Source organism: Burkholderia sp. THE68 (assembly GCF_009938265.1).
Lineage (GTDB): Bacteria > Pseudomonadota > Gammaproteobacteria > Burkholderiales > Burkholderiaceae > Caballeronia.
The window spans coordinates 201,673-218,572 of sequence record NZ_AP022316.1; the positions used below are offsets into that span (position 1 = coordinate 201,673).

Sequence of the window (16,900 nt, forward strand, 5' to 3'; positions counted from 1 at the left end):
ATTAAGGGGGACTTAATGCGCGAGGGCGCGGCCGGGAGGCGCGGCGAAATGCCGCCGCACGCCACGGACGTCGGGCTGGCGGGCCGGTCAAGAGGCGCTTCGGCATTTTCACCACGGCGCGCGCCGCCTGTTTGCCGCGGTGACCGCTTACTGTATATTCGTACAGGTTGTCCGCGACAGGGAGGTTGCCGATGAATCCACGCAACGATCCGCTCGAAGCCGCCGCGCTCGAACGGTTCATGCGCGCGACGCGCGCGGTCCACGCAGCGTTCGACGCCACGCGAGGCGAGCCCGATTCCGGTCAGGACGGGCGCTTCGTCGCACGTGCGCTTGCGCGTCTCGACGCCGCGTTGCGCGAGCTGCAAACATCCGAGCAGTCGCTCGACGCCATCCTCTCGCGCAGAGCGGGTCACTAATCGTTGGAGCGAATCACTTGAAGCGCGTATTCCTGATCGTCGTTCTTCTGATCGGCTCGTCGACGCTTTTTGCGGCCGAGCGCTACACGGAAGTCTGGAATCCTCCCGAAGCACAGAGCGTCAAGGGCAAGAGCAAAGCGCACGCGACCGCGCAGGCCTCGGCCAAAAAGAAGCGCAAGAGCGCAACCACGGTGAAGCAGGTCGCCGACAAGACCGCCATCGAACAGCCGCCGGTGACGCCGCGGCCGAAGGCATCATCGCCGAAACAGACCGAACCGGTCATCCCGCGCAAGATCGAGCCGAACGGCCAGGTGATGCGGGTCTAGAAAGACCTCACAAAGCGTAGACGACAAAAGGGGCGCCCCGACGGAGCGCCCCTTTTTCTTTGCGGCCCGACCCGGCTGGCAGCCGCAATGCGTCATAGGCGACCCATCAGCAGCAGGACGATCACCACGATCAGCACGACGCCGACGATCCCGCTCGGTCCGTAGCCCCAACTGCGGCTGTGCGGCCACGAAGGTATGGCGCCGATCAGAATCAGGATCAGGATGATCAGCAGTATGGTTCCGATCGTCATTCGACTTCTCCTTGTTCAAATAGACCGCGTGGGCGAATCGGCGCCCGGCGCGGCCTCCCAACTGTCATCGACAGTCATACGCCAGGGGATCGGCGGCTCATGCCGCCGGCAGATCCGTTGTGCGATCGACGAGAGCAATAGAGCAACGGTCATGCCAGCGCGCGTGAAAGCCCGTGGAACAAGGCGCTCGCAGTTCTGGTGAGCGCGCGCGTGAGCATACGATTGTCGAAAAGGAGAGGGGAAATGCGGTGGGGCGGGCAAAAGTTGCACGGCGTGAAGAGCCCGTCGACGGGATTCTTCGCGCCGTTCCTGAAACGCCGAAGTGCGGTCAGAACAAGCCGCGGAAGGCCCAGAACAGCAAACCCGCGAGCGCGATCGATACCGGCAGCGTGAGGATCCACGCGAGCGCGAGGCTGCGCACGGTGCGCCATTGCAGGCCCGAGCCGTTCGCGGCCATCGTGCCCGCGACGCCCGATGACAACACATGTGTCGTGCTGACCGGCAGGCCGTAGACATCGGCGGCGCCGATGGTCAGCATCGCGACGAGTTCCGCCGACGCGCCTTGTCCATACGTCAGATGCGACTTGCCGATGCGCTCGCCGACCGTCACGACGATGCGCTTCCAGCCGACCATCGTGCCGAGGCCGAGCGCCACCGCGACGGCGACTTTCACCCACGTCGGGATGAACTTGGTCGCGTGGTCGAGCTGCTTCTTGTAGTTGTCGAGTACGGCGGTGTCATCGGCGGAGAACGCGGGCGTTTTCTGCTTTTCCATGATGCGCAGCGCTTCGGACGCGATGTACATCTGGTTGCGCACGTTGCGGACGTTGTCTTGCGGCACGGCGGCGATCGTCTGGCTCGGGCGGACCTGCGTTTCGATCGAATCGACCACGCTCTTCAGCGACGCGACCGTGTCCGGCGCGAGCGTCTTCGTCTGCACGAACTTCTCGACCTGGCCGCGCGCATCGGCGGCGGGCGCCGCGCCGTTGACGTAGCGCTGCAGCACTTCCGATGCGCTGTGGCTCACCGCGACGAAGTTCTGCGTCTCGCTCGCCGTCACGGCCTTGTTCAGCGCGTAGGCGGTCGGCACCGTGCCGATCAGGATCAGCATGATGAGGCCCATGCCTTTCTGGCCATCGTTGGAGCCGTGCGCGAACGACACGCCCGTGCAGGTGAGAATCAGCAGGCAGCGAATCCAGAACGGCGGCGGCGTGTTTTTCTTCGGCTCCTTGTAGAGCGCCGGCACGCGCACGACGAGCTTCAGCACATACAGCAGGAAACCGGCGGCGACGAAGCCGACGATCGGCGAGAACAGCAGCGATTTGCCCACCGACGCCGCCTGGCTCCAGTCGACGCCCGACGTGCCGTTGGTCCCGTGCAGCATCTGGTTCATCAGGCCGACGCCGATCACCGAACCGATCAGCGTATGCGAACTCGAAGAAGGAAGACCGAGCGCCCAGGTGCCGAGATTCCAGATGATCGCCGCGATCAGCAGTGCGAACACCATCGCGAAGCCTTGCGAGCTGCCCACGCCGATGATCAGCTCGACCGGCAGCAGTTGCAGGATGCCGAACGCCACCGCGCCGCTCGACACCAGCACGCCGATGAAATTCCATGCGCCCGACCAGACGACAGCCAGGTTCGGCGTCAGCGAGTGCGTGTAAATTACGGTTGCGACGGCATTGGCCGTGTCATGAAAGCCGTTGACGAACTCGAAGCCAAGCGCGATCAGCAGCGCGATGGCAAGCATGATGTACGGAAACGCCGACGATTCGCGCACCGGCGCGAGATCGTCGAGCAGATGCATGATGCAGTACACGGCGCCCGCGAAGATCGCGAGCAGGAACACCAGCAGCGCGATTCGCTGTCCGGGCGTGCGGCCGTTCTGGGAAGGGAAGGCAATCTGGTTCATGTCGCGTCCTTGGGGCCGGCCTTGCGCGAGGTCGTGTGAGGAGTTGAAAGGCAGACGAGCAGCGTTCAGAAGCACAAATGGCCATGTTTCCCGTGCCGTGTGTCGATTTCATGACTTCGGAAAAACTGGCTTTTCGTATGACTTGATAGCGGCGCGAGACCGCTTCGGGAGGCTTCATGACGGTGTGGGTCGAAGTTGCGCTGCAATCGCATCGTTCCAGCGCAGGTTCCGTCGGCGCGCTTGCCGACGCGTTGCAGCGCATTGCCGCCTTCGCGGACGTGACGCCCGTGCGTGCGCGCTTCACGACACGGGAGATTCCGCTGAAGGCGCCGGGTTGGCGGCTGTCGATCGACACGCTGGACGGCGCGCGCACGCTGTGCGCCGTGCAGGAGGAAGGCACGCCGATTTCCGGCTTCACGCGTTATCGGACCTTCGCGCGGCCTGCGAGCGACGATCTGGCGGCATCGCTTACGGAATTCGCCCAGGCCGACGATGCGTTGCGCGAACCGCTCGACGTGCCGCTGCCGGATACCGATCTGGAGCGTGAGATCGAGCGCATCGAATGGCGTATCGACGCGGGCGGCGCGGATGTCCTCGCCACGCTCGAAGCCTCCAGCAACGGGCCGCCGATTTTGCGGCTCGCGGCGGCGTCGGTGGTCGGCGCGTTCGATGCGGTGTTCCGACTCGCGGGCGAGGTCATCGACGCAGCGTCGTTTTTCGTCGCGCCGGATGAAGCGCAGGAATCGGAGACGGCGCCCGTGCATGCGGCACGGCTCGATCTGCCGCGCACCGCGACGCGCCACGAGGCGTTCGTCGCGATCGCGGCGTCGGTGGCGCAACACTGGTTCGGCAACGCGGCTGCATCGCATGCAAGTCTCGGCGATGAGCATGTGCATCAGTTGCGCGTCGCGCAGCGGCGCCTGAAGACGCTGTTGAAACTCTTCAAAAGTTATGTCGACGACGCCTGGAATACGCGCATCGCGCCCGATCTCGAGTGGTTCGGCGAGCTGCTCGCCAATGCGCGCGACTGGGACGTCTTTACCGATCAAACGCTGCCCGCCTACGCCGAAGCAGACGACAGCGCCGAACGCTGGCAGACGCTCATAGCCGCCGCCGACATCAAGCGGCGCGTCGCGCGGGACGCGGTGCGCGACGCGCTCGCGTCGAAGCGTTACGCGCGTCTGACGCTCGCGTTCGTCGAATGGCTTGCGCGCTTCGCGTCGCAGGAAGAGGCAGAGCCGGTACGGCTGGTCAGCTATGCCGCGGAGCGCATTCGCAAGGACTACCGGCGCATCGCGCGCGCGCGCGATCTCGCATCGCTGGAAGCGCGCGAGCGGCATCGCGTGCGTATTCACGCGAAGCGGCTGCGCTATGCGCTCGAATTCTTCCGCTCGGTCACGTCGCGGCGCACGCGCAAGCAAACGGCGCAGCGGCTCGGCGAATTGCAGACAGTGCTCGGCGAAGCAAACGATGCGGCCGTCGCCGCCGACCGGCTCGCGGCCATTCCCGAGGCCAGCGACTACCAGCGCGGTTTCGCGCGGGCGTGGGGCGCGGCGTCGGCGAGAAAGGACGCGCAGGAAGGCGAGCGGCTGCTTCGCTCGATGCATCGTCCGCGTGTGAGGCCGTCGATATAATGCGGTTCGCGTTCCATCGTTTCGGCACGTCCGCAGAGGCAACAGATGACCAAAACAGCACTGCCAAAGGTGCGCGACTCGCTGAAACTCGGTGGCGCCGTGTGGCTGAGCAGCGGCACGGAGACGCTCGGCGGCGCCGCGCGCATCGGCCTTCTGGCCGCGATTCGCGATGCGGGATCGATCACGGGCGCAGCGAAGGCCGTCGGCATGAGCTACAAGGCCGCGTGGGATGCAGTCGATACCATGAACAACCTGGCCGGCGAACCGCTCGTGACGACCGCGGCGGGCGGCCGGGGCGGCGGCGGAACGACGCTGACGCCGGCGGCGCTGCGCCTCATCGACACGTACCGCGCGGTCGAACGCGAGCATCGAAGATTTCTGGAAAGAGCGGGCGCGGCCATCGAAGGCTTCGCCCATGACTGGCAACTGATCGGGAGACTAGGAATGAAAACAAGCGCACGCAATCAACTGGCCGGCAAGGTGACGAAGGTCACGCGCGGTGCGGTGAACGATGAAATCGAACTCGGTTTGCCAGGCGGCCAGACGATCGTCGCGGTCGTCACGCATGAAAGCACTCAGTCGCTGGGGCTGAAGGAAGGCAGCGACGCGTTTGCGCTCATCAAGGCGTCGTGGGTCATGCTGATGGAAGACACGAACGCGAAACTTTCGGCGCGCAATCAGTTGCGCGGCACGGTTGCCAGCGTGACGAAGGGCGCGGTGAACGCCGAAGTGACGCTTTCGCTCGACGGCGGCACCACCGTCACCGCGATCATCACGAATCAGAGCGCCGACTCGCTCGGCCTCGCGCAAGGTCAGAAGGCTGTGGCGGTGATCAAGGCATCGAGCGTGATCATCGGCGTGAACGACTGAGCGTCACGCCGCGTAGGCGCGGACCGCGTCAGGCGGCCGCGCGTTCCTTGGATGGAACTTCGGTGCGGCGCTCAGGGGCGCGATAGGTTTTCGCTTTCCAGCTCGCCCGCACGTAAGGGCGCTCGTGGCCCGACAGCCCGAGCGCGATTTCGGTGATCCAGTGCTGAGTCGGCACCGGCACGCCATGCAGGGCCACGACGACTGCCGCGAGACTCGCGGCGACGGGCGTCGGCGCAAGCTTGCCGGACTCGGCTCGCCACGCGATCCACACGAACGCCAGCGCGACCACCGCGCCGAGCGCGCAGCCCGCCACCACTTCCGACACCGAATGCGCGTCGAGCACGACGCGCGATACCCCGACCCACACGCCCAGCAGCAGGCCGATCGCGGCGCCGGCCGCGCGCATTGCGCTGCGCGCGGGCAACAGCGCGACGAAAATCGCGACGGGCATAACCGCCGTCGACATAAGCGCGTGTCCGCTGATGCCGGTGAAATCGAGATGACGCACGCCGATGCCCCAGCCGATGAACGCGATCTTGCTCAACGCGACCAGGCCGCTCGCCGCGCCGAGCAATGCGAGCCATGCAAGCGCATATTTCCAGCGATAGCCGAGTGCGAGCCATGCGGCGACGATGAGCGCCGCAGGACCCATGACGCCGACGCTGCCGAGCGCGGTGATGGAGATCCAGATGGAAGTGGGCAAATCTACGGTCATTAGTATTCTTGGATGCTTGGGAACGAATGATGCTCCTGCTGGGCGGTTAGTGTGCGCCGCCGCAGAAGAACACAAGTATAACGCTTGGGAAGATGCTGAATTATGCGACATTGCTTAAACCAAGCTGACCGTTACATCGCGTAACTTTCGTTTAATTTTGCCTTTGGTGTTGAATTTCCGTTATTTCATCTCGATATGTGAGTAGCGGGCGCGCGACATTTCCCCGTGTTTGGTGTTATTGTGCAATGCACAATCCGGGGCGATCTTTCGTCGCGCCGGTCGACTTGCATGTTTGTGGAGGACCCAGCCGAATGTCGAAAAGCCTTACCAAGCTCTGGTTGCGCGGCTTGAGACGCCTGGTCGCCGGCCAAGTGGAATCGTTTCGCGCACCGAAGCCCCGCCCGGCGGCCAAGCCCGCGCGCGCGAAGACCGTCAAGTCAAAGCTGAAGTCGGGCGCGGCCACTAAAGCGACCGCAACCGCCAAGGCGACTGGCGCGCCTCGCGCCGGTGCGCGCCCGGCCATGCGCGAGTCACGCGTGCGGCCCCGCGCATCGGCGTGGGCGCGCGGGAAATGGGCGCGCTCGTATCATTCAGCGCCGCCCACGGCCGGCCGTTTCGTGAATCACATGTCGTACGCGCTTTACCTTCCGCCGAAAGACAGTCTGGAGCCGATGCCGCTCGTCGTGATGCTGCACGGCTGCAAGCAGAACGCCGACGAGTTCGCGCAAGGTACGCGCATCAACCTGCTCGCGGACCGGTACGGCTTCGCGGTGCTCTATCCGGAGCAGTCGAAGCATGATCACGCGCATCGCTGTTGGCGCTGGTACGACGATTCGGGCGCGGGCGGCGGTGGCGAGGCGGCTTCGGTCGTGTCCCTCGTGGGCGCGATGGTCGAGCAGCACAATCTGGATCCGGAGCGCGTATATGTCGCCGGCATGTCGGCGGGTGCGGGGCTTGCGGCGCTTCTGGCCGTGCGTTATCCGTATCTGTTTGCGGCGGTCGGCCTGCATTCGGGCGTGGTCTTCGGCGAGGCGCGCTCGGCCATCGGCGCGATGGACGTGATGCGCCGCGGCAGCCGCACCGATCCCGTCACGCTGATCGACGCGGCTGTCGATGTTCGCGAGTATCCGGGCATGCCGGCGATCATCGTGCATGGCGAACTGGACTCGGTCGTCACGTCCGCGAACGCCGGACAACTGGCGAAACAGTTTCTTCGGCTGAACGGCTTCGTCGATGCGGCGGGCAATCGCCGCGCGGGCGAGTCGCGCGAGGAAACGCAGTCGGACGGCGTCGTGACGGATTACGTCAAGAACGGCAGGCGTGTGGTGAAGACAGCGATCGTGCGCGGCCTCGGCCACTCATGGGCCGGCGGCGACGATACCGTGGCATTCCACTCGTCCAAGGGTCCGGACTCGTCGGCGCTGATGTGGGAGTTTTTCAAGCACCAGCGGCGGCCCAGCGTGGCTGCGCGCGATGTGTACGTCGCCTGAGGGCGGGCAGACAGCGTTTCGAGTGTTGCAATTTAGTCTTTAGTATCAGCGTTCTAGCAAACAGGGCTGGCGTTGGATCAGGGATTACCCTATAATCGGTTTCATAGGTAGTTACCCCAGTATTCAAGCGAGGCCCACCATGTTCCTGCTCAGCCGTATTTTCCTGTTCCTGACCAAATCCGCCGACCAACGCGATCGCGAGCGCGACGACGCGTATCTCGCTGAAGCGACGGATATTTACGATCTCGAATATCGTATGAAGAAGCTGGACCAGCGCGTGACGGCGCGTCATCCGTCGTGGATGTCGAACTAAGTTTCTGCTTCAGCAGCTCGAAAAAGCCGGCCCAGTGGGTCGGCTTTTTTCGTTCCCGCTATCTCAGATGACCTTCACGCGCACGTCGACGTTGTTGCGCGTGGCGTTCGAGTAAGGACAGACCTTGTGCGCGGCATCCACCAATGCCTGCGCTTCGGCGGCATCGAGGCCCGGCAACGAAACGCGCAATTCGATGTCGAGCTTGAAACCGCCCGCATCGTTCGGGCCGACGCCCACGTCTGCCGTGACCGTCGTATCGGCCGGCACCGCGCGCTTTTGCTGGCCGCCGACGAACTTCATCGCCGACAGGAAGCAGGCCGAATAGCCCGCCGCGAAAAGCTGCTCAGGGTTCGTGCCCGGCGCGCCCGATCCGCCGAGTTCCTTCGGCGCGCTCAATTTCACGTTCAGTTGCTCGTCCGAAGACACTGCGCGGCCATCACGTCCGCCCGTGCTCGTCGCGGTTGCCTTGTACAGAATGCTCATCGTTTCTCTCCGTCGGTTTCGGTTGTCGGTTGGGTACTGCGTGAACCACGGACGAAATATATCGCGATAATAATTAGCGTGCAAATTAAAAATTACCAATCGATTCGTTGGGGATTCGCTATCGGGCTGCGGTCACGCGTCGAGGTATTCGTTGAGCGAAGCGCGCAAGCGTACGAGGTCGTCGCGCAAGCGAAGCATGGCGTCCGCATCGGAACCCGATGCGCAGTAGATTTCCGGTGGAATCGCCCGGGCGGCGCGTTTGAGATCGCGACCGACGTCAGTCAGCCGGACATGAACCTGCCGCTCGTCCTCGACTCCACGCACGCGCTCGACATATCCCTGCGCTTCGAGGCGCTTGAGCAGCGGCGTCATCGTCGCGGAATCCAGCGCAAGGCGCGCGGCGATGTCCTTCACGGTCAGATCGTCGGCTTCCCAGAGCACGAGCATCGTCAGATATTGCGGATACGTCAGCTCGAGCTTCTCCAGAAGCGGCTTGTACGCCTTCGTCATCGCGAGCGATGTCGAGTAGAGCGCGAAGCACAACTGCTGATCGAGTTCGAGCGGGAAGTCGGGCGAGGCGTCGGGCGAAGTCATGGAGGGGCGCGGCAGAAAGGCCGGGGCGGCCGATGGCGCTAGTGTACGTGCAATGCTTCGCGCACGAAGGATCGCCGCGCGCGTTCGCCGCGCGCGGCGTTTCGGTCAGGCGTTCGGTGTGCCGGGCGCGTCGGGAATGTCCGGCGAATCGGGCGATTGCACGCCGAAGCAGCCGCGATAGGTCGCGTAGAACGAGCAATACAGCGCGGTCGTCACGATGATCGATGCTGGCATCAGCACCGCGAGCGCCATTTCCTGACCCGCGCCGAGCGCCTGCATCAGCGCGGTAAGGCCGAACGACACCGCGAGCGCGATGACGATCCACAGCACGCCGTAGTAAACGAACGCACCACGGTTGCGCCAGCAAGAAACGAGGCTGAAGAACAGCGCCTTCGCGGGCGGCACGTCATGCCACGCGACGAGGATCGGCGCGAACCAGAACAGCATCGCGACAGGGAGATAGCACGCCATCGCGACGAGCACCGCGAGCGGACTGAAGCTCGCGGCGACCGTTTCCGGATCCCCGGTCGGGGCGTCGCCCATCATGAGGCTGAGCAGCGTGCCGCCGTCGACGAGCGCGGATGCCGCGAAAATCGCGGCCATCGCAACGATATACAGCGCGCCCAGCGCGAGCAGCCGGCGCGCGACGATGCCTCCGTACGAGCGGAAGCCGTCGACGAGAACCGTCGGCCAGACCGGCTTGCCCGCGATCGTGTTGCGGCACGCCGCCATGAAGCCGACCGCGACGCCCGGGATGAACAGGAGCGGCAGAATCGGGCCGACGAGCGGCACGCGCGAGATCAGCGTCATCACGAACAGATAGGCGAAGAACACCGTGAGAAACGCAAACGGGTTGCGGCGGAACAGCCAGATGCCCTGACGGAACCACACGTAGCCGGTCTTGGCGGGAACTTCGATCAGTCGCATGTCGCAGGGTTATCGGTTGAGGGGGGAAGCGGCTTTGACGCGTTCGCGCAGAATGCGTTCGAAATGGCCGGGATCGTGCGCCTTCAGCATCTGTGCTTCGCGCGGGCGGTAAAAGTCGAACAGGCGCGAGACCCAGAAACGCATCGCGCCGGCGCGCAGCATGTCGTTCCAGTGACGCTCCTCGGCGGGCGTGAACGGACGCACCGTCTGATAGGCGCGCAGCATCGCATCGACGCGCGCCGGATCGAGCGCGCCCGTCGCGAGATCGATGCACCAGTCGTTCACGGTCACGGCGACGTCGAAGAGCCATGTGTCGACGCCCGCGAAGTAGAAATCGAAGAAGCCACCCAGACGCGCGTGCTCGCGGCCGGGCGCGAACAGCACGTTATCGCGAAACAGATCGCAGTGGCACGGGCCGTCCGGCAGCGACGCGTAGTCCGCCGAGCCGAAGAACGCCGTCTGATGCGCGAGTTCGTTCTCGAACAACGCGCGTTGCTCCGGGCTCAGAAATCCGACGATCGACGGCGCCTTCTCCTGCCACCACGAAAGGCTGCGCAGATTCGGCTGATGCTGCGGGAAGTCGCGACCTGCGAGATGCATGCGCGCGAGCATCTGCCCGACTTCGATGCAGTGCGCGGGCGTGGGCGCAAGCTCGGGCGCGCCTTCGAGCTTCGTCACGATGCTCGCGGGCTTGCCGTGCAGCAGGCCGAACAGCGAGCCGTCGCGGCGCGGCATCGGATCGGGCACCGGCACGCGATGCGACGCCAGATGACGCATCAGATCGAGATAGAACGGCAGTTGCGTCGCCGTGAGATTCTCGAAGATCGTCAGGACGAACTCGCCGTGCGTCGTCGTGAGAAAGAAGTTGCTGTTCTCGATGCCCGACTGGATGCCACGAAATTCGACGACATCGCCGAGATCGTAGTCTTGCAGCCAGTCGCCGAGTTCGGCGTTGGTGACGGGAGTGAAGACAGCCATGCAGGAAAACGTCGGTCAGGTTGGACGGCCAGGAGCGGGCCTGTGAACGATGGCGCCGGGCAGGAAGCCACAGTGCCGCGACCCGCTCGGAAGGAGCGGGTCCGAAGCAATCTTACGGGATCGGCGATCAGTAACGCAGGTTGACCGAGGGCAGGCGCGTGCTTGCCTTGCCGTTGTCGCGCACTTGCGGCGATGTATCGGCGGGCGAACTCATCTGGTAGCGCGTGCCGAGATTCGAACGCACGTCGATTTCGACGGGCTTGCCTTTGTCGCGGAATTCGGTGATTTCGGTGCCATTGGTGCTCAGTTCGTGATAGCTCGGCACGCGCGGTGGCGAAATCTCGACTTTCGAGCTGACATTGGCGGGCGGACGGTTGATGGCTTTCAGGTCCGGAAGGCCCGCGGCTTCTTCCGGCGACATTTTCTGCGCCGCGGGTTGCGGTGCTGCGTTGGCGGCTGGCTGCGCCGGTTGCGCAAATGCGCCGAGGCTTGCTGCGGCGAGGACTGCCGCGGCGGCGGCGCAAAGGTGCGGCTTCATGATGGTTCTCCAGGCGATGGCCGGATTCTAACAAAACGGTTGCTGACGCAGTGGCTCACTCGGGTCGAACGCCTTATTTTGCGCTGCTTTCGCGAAATTTGACCGGGCGCGCCAAAAAGGTGTTGCACGGTGTGATCGCACGCACTCACACGAAGAGGGACTTCATGGTTCGCGCATTCTTCCGTGTTAATGTCGATTCACCACGAGGGCATTGAAGAAAGACACAAGATCATGACAAACGACCGGACTCAAAGCACACAGGGCACACCCGCCAACGACTTCCCGACCGAATCCTTCGAGGACCCGGCTGCCGCCGTCACGCGTCTTTCGGCGATCTATGAAGCGAATACCGCATTTCTGCGCGATGCCTTCGCGCGTTATCGCCGCAACGAGCAGTTCACGCACCGCGTGCGCGCGTGTTATCCGTTCGTGCGCGTGCGCTCGGAGCTCAACACGCAGATCGACTCGCGGCGTTCGTATGGCTTCGTGGCGGGCCCGGGCATCTATGAAACGACGCTCACGCGTCCCGATCTCTTCGGCGATTATTATCGCGAGCAATTGCGACTGCTTACGAAGAACCATCACGTGGGTCTCGAAGTAGGCGTGTCCGCGCAGCCCATTCCGATTCACTTTGCGTTTGCCGAGGGCATCCATCTCGAAGGCGATCTCGATCGCGACCGCCTGCTCGCGATGCGCAACATCTTCGATACGCCGGACCTCGCGCTGCTCGACGACCGCATCGTCAACGGCACGTACGAGCCGGGTCCGGGCGAGCCGCATCCGCTCGCGCTGTTCACGGCGGCGCGCGTCGATTTCTCGCTGCATCGGCTGAGGCACTACACGGCCACGTCGCCGACGCATTTTCAGAACTACGTCCTGTACACGAACTACCAGTTCTATATCGATGAATTCGTGAAGCTCGGCCGCACGATGATGTCGCGCGCCGACGACGAGGAAACGCGCGCGTATCGCAGCGAGTATTCGTCGTTCGTCGAACCGGGCGATGTCGTCACGTACAACGCGAACCTCGGCGAGCAGCCGGAGGAAGGCGCGCCGATCGCGCGCCTGCCGCAGATGCCCGCATATCACCTGAAGCGCGCGGACGGCAGCGGCATCACGATGGTGAACATCGGCGTGGGGCCGTCGAACGCGAAGACGATCACGGATCACATCGCGGTGCTGCGGCCGCATGCGTGGATCATGCTCGGGCACTGCGCGGGTCTGCGCAATACGCAGCGTCTGGGCGACTACGTGCTCGCTCACGGTTATGTGCGTGAAGATCACGTTCTCGATGACGATCTGCCGCTGTGGGTGCCCGTCCCCGCGCTCGCGGAAGTGCAGGTCGCGCTCGAGCGCGCGGTTGCGCAGGTGACGCAACTGGAAGGCGTGGAACTGAAGCGCGTGATGCGTACGGGCACGGTCGCGAGCGTCGATAACCGCAACTGGGAATTAAGGGATCATCGCGAGCCGGTGCGCCGGCTGTCGCAGAGCCGCGCGGTGGCGCTGGATATGGAAAGCGCGACGATCGCGGCCAATGGGTTCCGCTTTCGCGTGCCGTACGGGACGCTGCTATGCGTGTCGGACAAGCCGCTCCATGGCGAACTCAAGCTGCCCGGCATGGCGGATCAGTTCTATCGCGCGCAGGTGGATCAGCACTTGCAGATCGGCGTGAAGGCGATGGAGTTGCTGAGGATGAATGGTTTGTCGAAGCTGCATTCGCGGAAGTTGCGAAGCTTCGCGGAGGTGGCGTTTCAGTGATCAGCAGATCCTGAAGCGAAGCGAGCGGGTTCGAGATCCGCTCGCTTCCACAGCGTCACAGATAGAACATCCGATCCTCATCCGACTTGCCTTCCGCCGGCTGCTCGACCGAATCCTCGCGGTCTTCATAGAAGCGCAGCACGGCATCGAGCACCTGATCGGGATCGTCGATCACCTGCATCAGATCCAGATCCTTCGGGCTGATCACGCCATTGGTCAGGAGCGTGGTCTTGAACCAGTCGAGCAAGCCAGCCCAGAACTCCGAGCCGACCAGCACGATCGGCACGTGACGCGACTTCTTGGTCTGAATGAGCGTCAATACTTCGGCGAGTTCATCCAGCGTGCCGAAGCCGCCCGGCATCACCACGACCGCGTCCGAGTTCTTTACGAAGGTGACCTTGCGCGTGAAGAAGTGACGGAAGCGCAGCGAGATGTCCTGCCACTGGTTGCCCGACTGCTCGTGCGGCAGTTCGATGTTGAGGCCAACCGAAGGCGACTTGCCCGCGTGCGCACCCTTGTTCGCGGCTTCCATGATGCCCGGCCCGCCGCCCGAAATGACGGCGAAGCCCGCGTCGGAGAATTTCTGCGCGATTTCGATCGTGCGCTGATAGTACGGCGACTCGGGTTTCAGCCGCGCCGAACCATAGATGCTGATGGCAGGGCGGATCTCCGAGAGGTACTCGGTCGCCTCGATAAACTCTGCCATAATCGTGAACATCTGCCACGATGCGCGAGCCTTCTTGGCCGTCGCGCGCTCTTGATCTGCGAGCGATCGCAGACTCGGAATCACTTTTCTCTTGTTCATAATGCCTGAAGAACTAAGTCTTGAAGGTAAGACCCTGCTATTGGTCGACGGTTCTAGTTACTTGTACCGGGCCTACCATGCGATGCCGGACCTGCGTGGCCCCGACGGCGGCCCCACCGGCGCTCTGTACGGAATGATCAACATGCTGCGGCGCTTGCGGCGCGAAATCAATGCAGAGTATAGCGCGTGCGTATTTGATGCCAAAGGCAAGACTTTCCGCGACGACTGGTACGCCGACTACAAGGCCAACCGTCCTTCGATGCCAGAAGACCTCTCCAGACAGATCGAACCCATTCACGTCGCCGTGCGCGCGCTCGGCTGGCCCCTCGTGATGATCGAGGGCGTCGAGGCCGACGACGTCATCGGCACGCTCGCCGTGGAGGCCGAGAAGCGCGGCATGAAGGTGATCGTGTCGACGGGCGACAAGGATCTGGCTCAGCTCGTGACGGATCATGTCACCCTCATCAATACGATGACCAACGAAACGCTCGATCGCGCAGGCGTGCTCGCCAAGTTCGGCGTGCCGCCGGAGCGTATCGTCGACTATCTGTCGCTCATCGGCGATACCGTCGACAACGTGCCGGGCGTCGAGAAATGCGGTCCCAAAACGGCGCTCAAGTGGCTCACGCAATACGACACCCTTGATGGCATCGTAGAACATGCGAACGAGATCAAAGGTGCGGTAGGAGACAATCTGCGCAAGGCTCTCGGCTTCCTGCCGATGGCCAGAAAGCTCGTCACCGTGCACACGGAATGCGACCTCGCTTCGCAGATCGAGTCGATCGACGGCACGCTCGCGACGCGTCCCGAGTCGCGCGACGAGTTGCGCGATGTGTTCATGCGTCATGGCTTCAAGACCTGGCTGCGCGAAGTCGAAATCGCCGACGCCGTGGAAGGCCCGACGGACACGCCGCCCGCCGAAGTGACCGAGATTGTGCATCACTACGAGACGGTGCAGACGTGGGAGCAGTTCGACGCGTGGCTCGCGCGCATCAATGAGGCGGAGATCACGTCGTTCGACAGCGAGACGACCTCGCTCGACCCGATGACCGCGCAGATCGTCGGCGTGTCGATTTCGACCGAGCCGGGACACGCGGCCTACATTCCGGTCGCGCATCGCGGGCCGGACGCGCCCGAGCAATTGCCGCGCGATGATGTGCTCGCGAAGCTCAAGCCGTGGCTCGAAGATGCCTCGAAGAAAAAGGTCGGTCAGCATCTGAAGTACGACGAGCATGTGCTTGCCAATTACGGCATCGAATTGCGCGGCGTCGAGCACGACACGCTGTTGCAGTCGTATGTGCTCGAATCGCATCGCCCGCACGACATGGACAACCTCGCGTTGCGCCATCTCGGCGTGAAGACGATCAAGTACGAAGACGTCGCGGGCAAGGGCGCGTCGCAGATCGGCTTCGATGAAGTGCCGCTCGACAAGGCATCGGCCTACGCAGCGGAAGATGCCGATATCACGCTGCGTCTGCATCACGCGCTGTATCCGCAAGTGGCGCAAGAGGAAGGCTTGCTGCGCGTCTATCGCGACATCGAGTTGCCGACCTCGCGCGTGCTGCGCAAGATGGAGCGTAACGGAGTACTGATCGATCGCCAGAGACTCGATACGCAAAGCAACGAGATCGCGAAGCGTCTCATCGAACTGCAGGCGCAGGCGTATGAACTCGCGGGCGGCGAATTCAATCTCGGCTCGCCGAAACAGATCGGCCAGATCTTCTTCGAGAAGCTGCAATTGCCGGTCGTGAAGAAGACGCCGAGCGGCGCGCCTTCCACCGATGAAGAAGTGCTGCAAAAGCTCGCCGACGACTATCCGCTGCCGAAGGTGCTGCTCGAGCATCGCGGCCTGTCGAAGCTCAAATCCACCTATACGGACAAGCTGCCGCGCATGGTGAATGCCTCGACGGGGCGTGTGCATACGAACTATGCGCAGGCCGTCGCGGTGACGGGACGCCTGTCGTCGAACGAACCGAACCTGCAGAACATTCCGGTGCGTACGGGCGAAGGGCGGCGCATTCGCGAGGCGTTCATCGCGCCGCCGGGCAGCAAGATCGTATCGGCCGATTACTCGCAGATCGAGTTGCGCATCATGGCGCATATCTCTGGCGACGCATCGCTGATGCGTGCGTTCAAGGAAGGCGAGGACGTGCATCGCGCGACGGCATCGGAAGTGTTCAGCGTCACGCCGCTCGAAGTCGACAACGATCAGCGGCGCATCGCGAAGGTCATCAACTTCGGTTTGATCTACGGCATGAGTTCGTTCGGGCTCGCATCGAATCTCGGCATCACGCGCGATGCCGCGAAGCTGTATATCGACCGCTATTTCGCGCGTTATCCGGGCGTTGCGGCGTATATGGAGAACACGCGCATGAGCGCGAAGGCCAACGGCTTCGTCGAAACCGTATTCGGCCGTCGCCTGTGGCTGCCCGAGATCAACGGCGGCAGCGGGCCGCGTCGTCAGGCGGCCGAGCGCGCCGCGATCAATGCGCCGATGCAGGGCACCGCGGCGGACCTCATCAAGCTGTCGATGATCGCCGTGCAGGACTGGCTCGAAAGCTCGGGCATCGGCGCGAAGATGATCATGCAGGTTCACGATGAACTCGTGCTCGAAGTGCCGGAGGAAGCGCTGCCCGATGTCAGGAAGCGCTTACCTGAATTGATGTGCAGCGTCGCGAAGCTGAAGGTGCCGCTCGTCGCGGAAGTGGGTGTCGGCAACAATTGGGAAGAAGCGCACTGAAATACTTTGCGCAAGGCATGCGCGGCGGATGTCGCGTATGCCCGACATCTCGGTGACACGCTTGTGACTGTCATCGAAGCTCACGCACAATAAGTCAATAGAGGAAAGCAACAACGATAGTCGGTCGAATATAAAAGGACAGGGAGAGTG

General features: G+C 63.4%; 17 protein-coding genes. 8 read left to right on the top strand and 9 right to left on the bottom strand.

Features of this window, described 5'->3' with window-relative positions; genetic code table 11:
- Positions 1-191: 191 nt before the first annotated feature.
- Complete coding sequence (locus tag BTHE68_RS14395; RefSeq protein WP_061176847.1) at positions 192-416, top strand: hypothetical protein; 225 nt, start codon at positions 192-194, stop codon at positions 414-416.
- Positions 417-433: 17 nt separating this feature from the next.
- The gene (locus BTHE68_RS14400) at positions 434-742 is read left to right on the top strand and encodes a hypothetical protein (RefSeq protein WP_162067033.1); all 309 of its coding nucleotides are present in this window, start codon (positions 434-436) and stop codon (positions 740-742) included.
- A gap of 92 nt (positions 743-834) precedes the next feature.
- Here the strand turns inward: BTHE68_RS14400 and BTHE68_RS14405 are convergent, their stop codons facing one another.
- A complete protein-coding gene (locus BTHE68_RS14405) occupies positions 835-993 on the bottom strand; it encodes a DUF3309 family protein (protein WP_086971801.1) in 159 nt (52 codons plus the stop codon).
- Positions 994-1,321: 328 nt separating this feature from the next.
- A complete protein-coding gene (locus tag BTHE68_RS14410) occupies positions 1,322-2,905 on the bottom strand; it encodes an inorganic phosphate transporter (RefSeq protein WP_162067034.1) in 1,584 nt (527 codons plus the stop codon).
- A 176-nt stretch (positions 2,906-3,081) separates the two neighbouring features.
- On the opposite strand from BTHE68_RS14410, the gene BTHE68_RS14415 reads away from it, so the two are divergent.
- Entirely contained in the window at positions 3,082-4,539 is a 1,458-nt protein-coding gene (locus BTHE68_RS14415; RefSeq protein ID WP_162067035.1) for a CHAD domain-containing protein, read from the top strand.
- Positions 4,540-4,584: 45 nt separating this feature from the next.
- Positions 4,585-5,409, top strand: coding sequence for a TOBE domain-containing protein (locus BTHE68_RS14420; protein ID WP_162067036.1), 825 nt, complete (start codon positions 4,585-4,587; stop codon positions 5,407-5,409).
- Positions 5,410-5,437: 28 nt separating this feature from the next.
- On the opposite strand, the gene BTHE68_RS14425 is transcribed toward BTHE68_RS14420, so the two are convergent.
- Positions 5,438-6,124 carry a phosphatase PAP2 family protein gene (locus BTHE68_RS14425; RefSeq protein WP_162067037.1) on the bottom strand — a complete coding sequence of 229 codons (687 nt, stop codon included), beginning with the start codon at positions 6,122-6,124 and terminating at the stop codon, positions 5,438-5,440.
- Between the two features lie 311 nt (positions 6,125-6,435).
- Here BTHE68_RS14425 and BTHE68_RS14430 point away from each other — a divergent pair, with 311 nt between their 5' ends.
- On the top strand, positions 6,436-7,614 hold the full coding sequence (locus BTHE68_RS14430; protein ID WP_162067038.1) for an extracellular catalytic domain type 1 short-chain-length polyhydroxyalkanoate depolymerase: 1,179 nt from the start codon (positions 6,436-6,438) through the stop codon (positions 7,612-7,614).
- A 139-nt stretch (positions 7,615-7,753) separates the two neighbouring features.
- Positions 7,754-7,927, top strand: coding sequence for a DUF3563 family protein (locus BTHE68_RS14435; RefSeq protein WP_087131518.1), 174 nt, complete (start codon positions 7,754-7,756; stop codon positions 7,925-7,927).
- Positions 7,928-7,990: 63 nt separating this feature from the next.
- Here the strand turns inward: BTHE68_RS14435 and BTHE68_RS14440 are convergent, their stop codons facing one another.
- From BTHE68_RS14440 to BTHE68_RS14460, 5 genes are all read right to left on the bottom strand, one after another.
- The gene (locus BTHE68_RS14440) at positions 7,991-8,410 is read right to left on the bottom strand and encodes an organic hydroperoxide resistance protein (RefSeq protein ID WP_162067039.1); all 420 of its coding nucleotides are present in this window, start codon (positions 8,408-8,410) and stop codon (positions 7,991-7,993) included.
- 132 nt (positions 8,411-8,542) lie between these two features.
- Complete coding sequence (locus BTHE68_RS14445) at positions 8,543-9,004, bottom strand: MarR family winged helix-turn-helix transcriptional regulator (protein ID WP_162067040.1); 462 nt, start codon at positions 9,002-9,004, stop codon at positions 8,543-8,545.
- Between the two features lie 105 nt (positions 9,005-9,109).
- Positions 9,110-9,931: a BPSS1780 family membrane protein gene (locus tag BTHE68_RS14450; RefSeq protein ID WP_162067041.1), complete on the bottom strand. Its 822-nt coding sequence runs from the start codon at positions 9,929-9,931 to the stop codon at positions 9,110-9,112.
- Between the two features lie 9 nt (positions 9,932-9,940).
- Positions 9,941-10,909 carry a homoserine kinase gene (locus BTHE68_RS14455; RefSeq protein WP_162067042.1) on the bottom strand — a complete coding sequence of 323 codons (969 nt, stop codon included), beginning with the start codon at positions 10,907-10,909 and terminating at the stop codon, positions 9,941-9,943.
- A gap of 127 nt (positions 10,910-11,036) precedes the next feature.
- On the bottom strand, positions 11,037-11,447 hold the full coding sequence (locus tag BTHE68_RS14460; protein WP_061176837.1) for a hypothetical protein: 411 nt from the start codon (positions 11,445-11,447) through the stop codon (positions 11,037-11,039).
- Positions 11,448-11,678: 231 nt separating this feature from the next.
- Between BTHE68_RS14460 and BTHE68_RS14465 the strand changes: the two genes are divergently transcribed.
- A complete protein-coding gene (locus BTHE68_RS14465) occupies positions 11,679-13,205 on the top strand; it encodes an AMP nucleosidase (RefSeq protein ID WP_061176898.1) in 1,527 nt (508 codons plus the stop codon).
- Positions 13,206-13,260: 55 nt separating this feature from the next.
- On the opposite strand, the gene BTHE68_RS14470 is transcribed toward BTHE68_RS14465, so the two are convergent.
- Complete coding sequence (locus BTHE68_RS14470; protein ID WP_061176836.1) at positions 13,261-14,010, bottom strand: LOG family protein; 750 nt, start codon at positions 14,008-14,010, stop codon at positions 13,261-13,263.
- 1 nt (position 14,011) lies between these two features.
- Here BTHE68_RS14470 and polA point away from each other — a divergent pair, with 1 nt between their 5' ends.
- Positions 14,012-16,750 (top strand): DNA polymerase I, encoded by a 2,739-nt coding sequence (gene polA, locus BTHE68_RS14475; protein ID WP_162068199.1) that lies wholly within the window; start codon positions 14,012-14,014, stop codon positions 16,748-16,750.
- Positions 16,751-16,900 lie beyond the last annotated feature (150 nt).

What these genes read in the sequence shown, in the direction of transcription:
- BTHE68_RS14405 (WP_086971801.1), bottom strand. Translation starts at nt 993, where the DNA reads ATGACGATCGGAACCATACTGCTGATCATCCTGATCCTGATTCTGATC.
- BTHE68_RS14455 (WP_162067042.1), bottom strand. Translation starts at nt 10,909, where the DNA reads ATGGCTGTCTTCACTCCCGTCACCAACGCCGAACTCGGCGACTGGCTG.
- BTHE68_RS14395 (WP_061176847.1), top strand. Translation starts at nt 192, where the DNA reads ATGAATCCACGCAACGATCCGCTCGAAGCCGCCGCGCTCGAACGGTTC.
- BTHE68_RS14460 (WP_061176837.1), bottom strand. Translation starts at nt 11,447, where the DNA reads ATGAAGCCGCACCTTTGCGCCGCCGCCGCGGCAGTCCTCGCCGCAGCA.
- BTHE68_RS14410 (WP_162067034.1), bottom strand. Translation starts at nt 2,905, where the DNA reads ATGAACCAGATTGCCTTCCCTTCCCAGAACGGCCGCACGCCCGGACAG.
- BTHE68_RS14465 (WP_061176898.1), top strand. Translation starts at nt 11,679, where the DNA reads ATGACAAACGACCGGACTCAAAGCACACAGGGCACACCCGCCAACGAC.
- BTHE68_RS14435 (WP_087131518.1), top strand. Translation starts at nt 7,754, where the DNA reads ATGTTCCTGCTCAGCCGTATTTTCCTGTTCCTGACCAAATCCGCCGAC.
- BTHE68_RS14470 (WP_061176836.1), bottom strand. Translation starts at nt 14,010, where the DNA reads ATGAACAAGAGAAAAGTGATTCCGAGTCTGCGATCGCTCGCAGATCAA.
- BTHE68_RS14420 (WP_162067036.1), top strand. Translation starts at nt 4,585, where the DNA reads ATGACCAAAACAGCACTGCCAAAGGTGCGCGACTCGCTGAAACTCGGT.
- BTHE68_RS14415 (WP_162067035.1), top strand. Translation starts at nt 3,082, where the DNA reads ATGACGGTGTGGGTCGAAGTTGCGCTGCAATCGCATCGTTCCAGCGCA.
- polA (WP_162068199.1), top strand. Translation starts at nt 14,012, where the DNA reads ATGCCTGAAGAACTAAGTCTTGAAGGTAAGACCCTGCTATTGGTCGAC.
- BTHE68_RS14425 (WP_162067037.1), bottom strand. Translation starts at nt 6,124, where the DNA reads ATGACCGTAGATTTGCCCACTTCCATCTGGATCTCCATCACCGCGCTC.
- BTHE68_RS14440 (WP_162067039.1), bottom strand. Translation starts at nt 8,410, where the DNA reads ATGAGCATTCTGTACAAGGCAACCGCGACGAGCACGGGCGGACGTGAT.
- BTHE68_RS14450 (WP_162067041.1), bottom strand. Translation starts at nt 9,931, where the DNA reads ATGCGACTGATCGAAGTTCCCGCCAAGACCGGCTACGTGTGGTTCCGT.
- BTHE68_RS14430 (WP_162067038.1), top strand. Translation starts at nt 6,436, where the DNA reads ATGTCGAAAAGCCTTACCAAGCTCTGGTTGCGCGGCTTGAGACGCCTG.
- BTHE68_RS14445 (WP_162067040.1), bottom strand. Translation starts at nt 9,004, where the DNA reads ATGACTTCGCCCGACGCCTCGCCCGACTTCCCGCTCGAACTCGATCAG.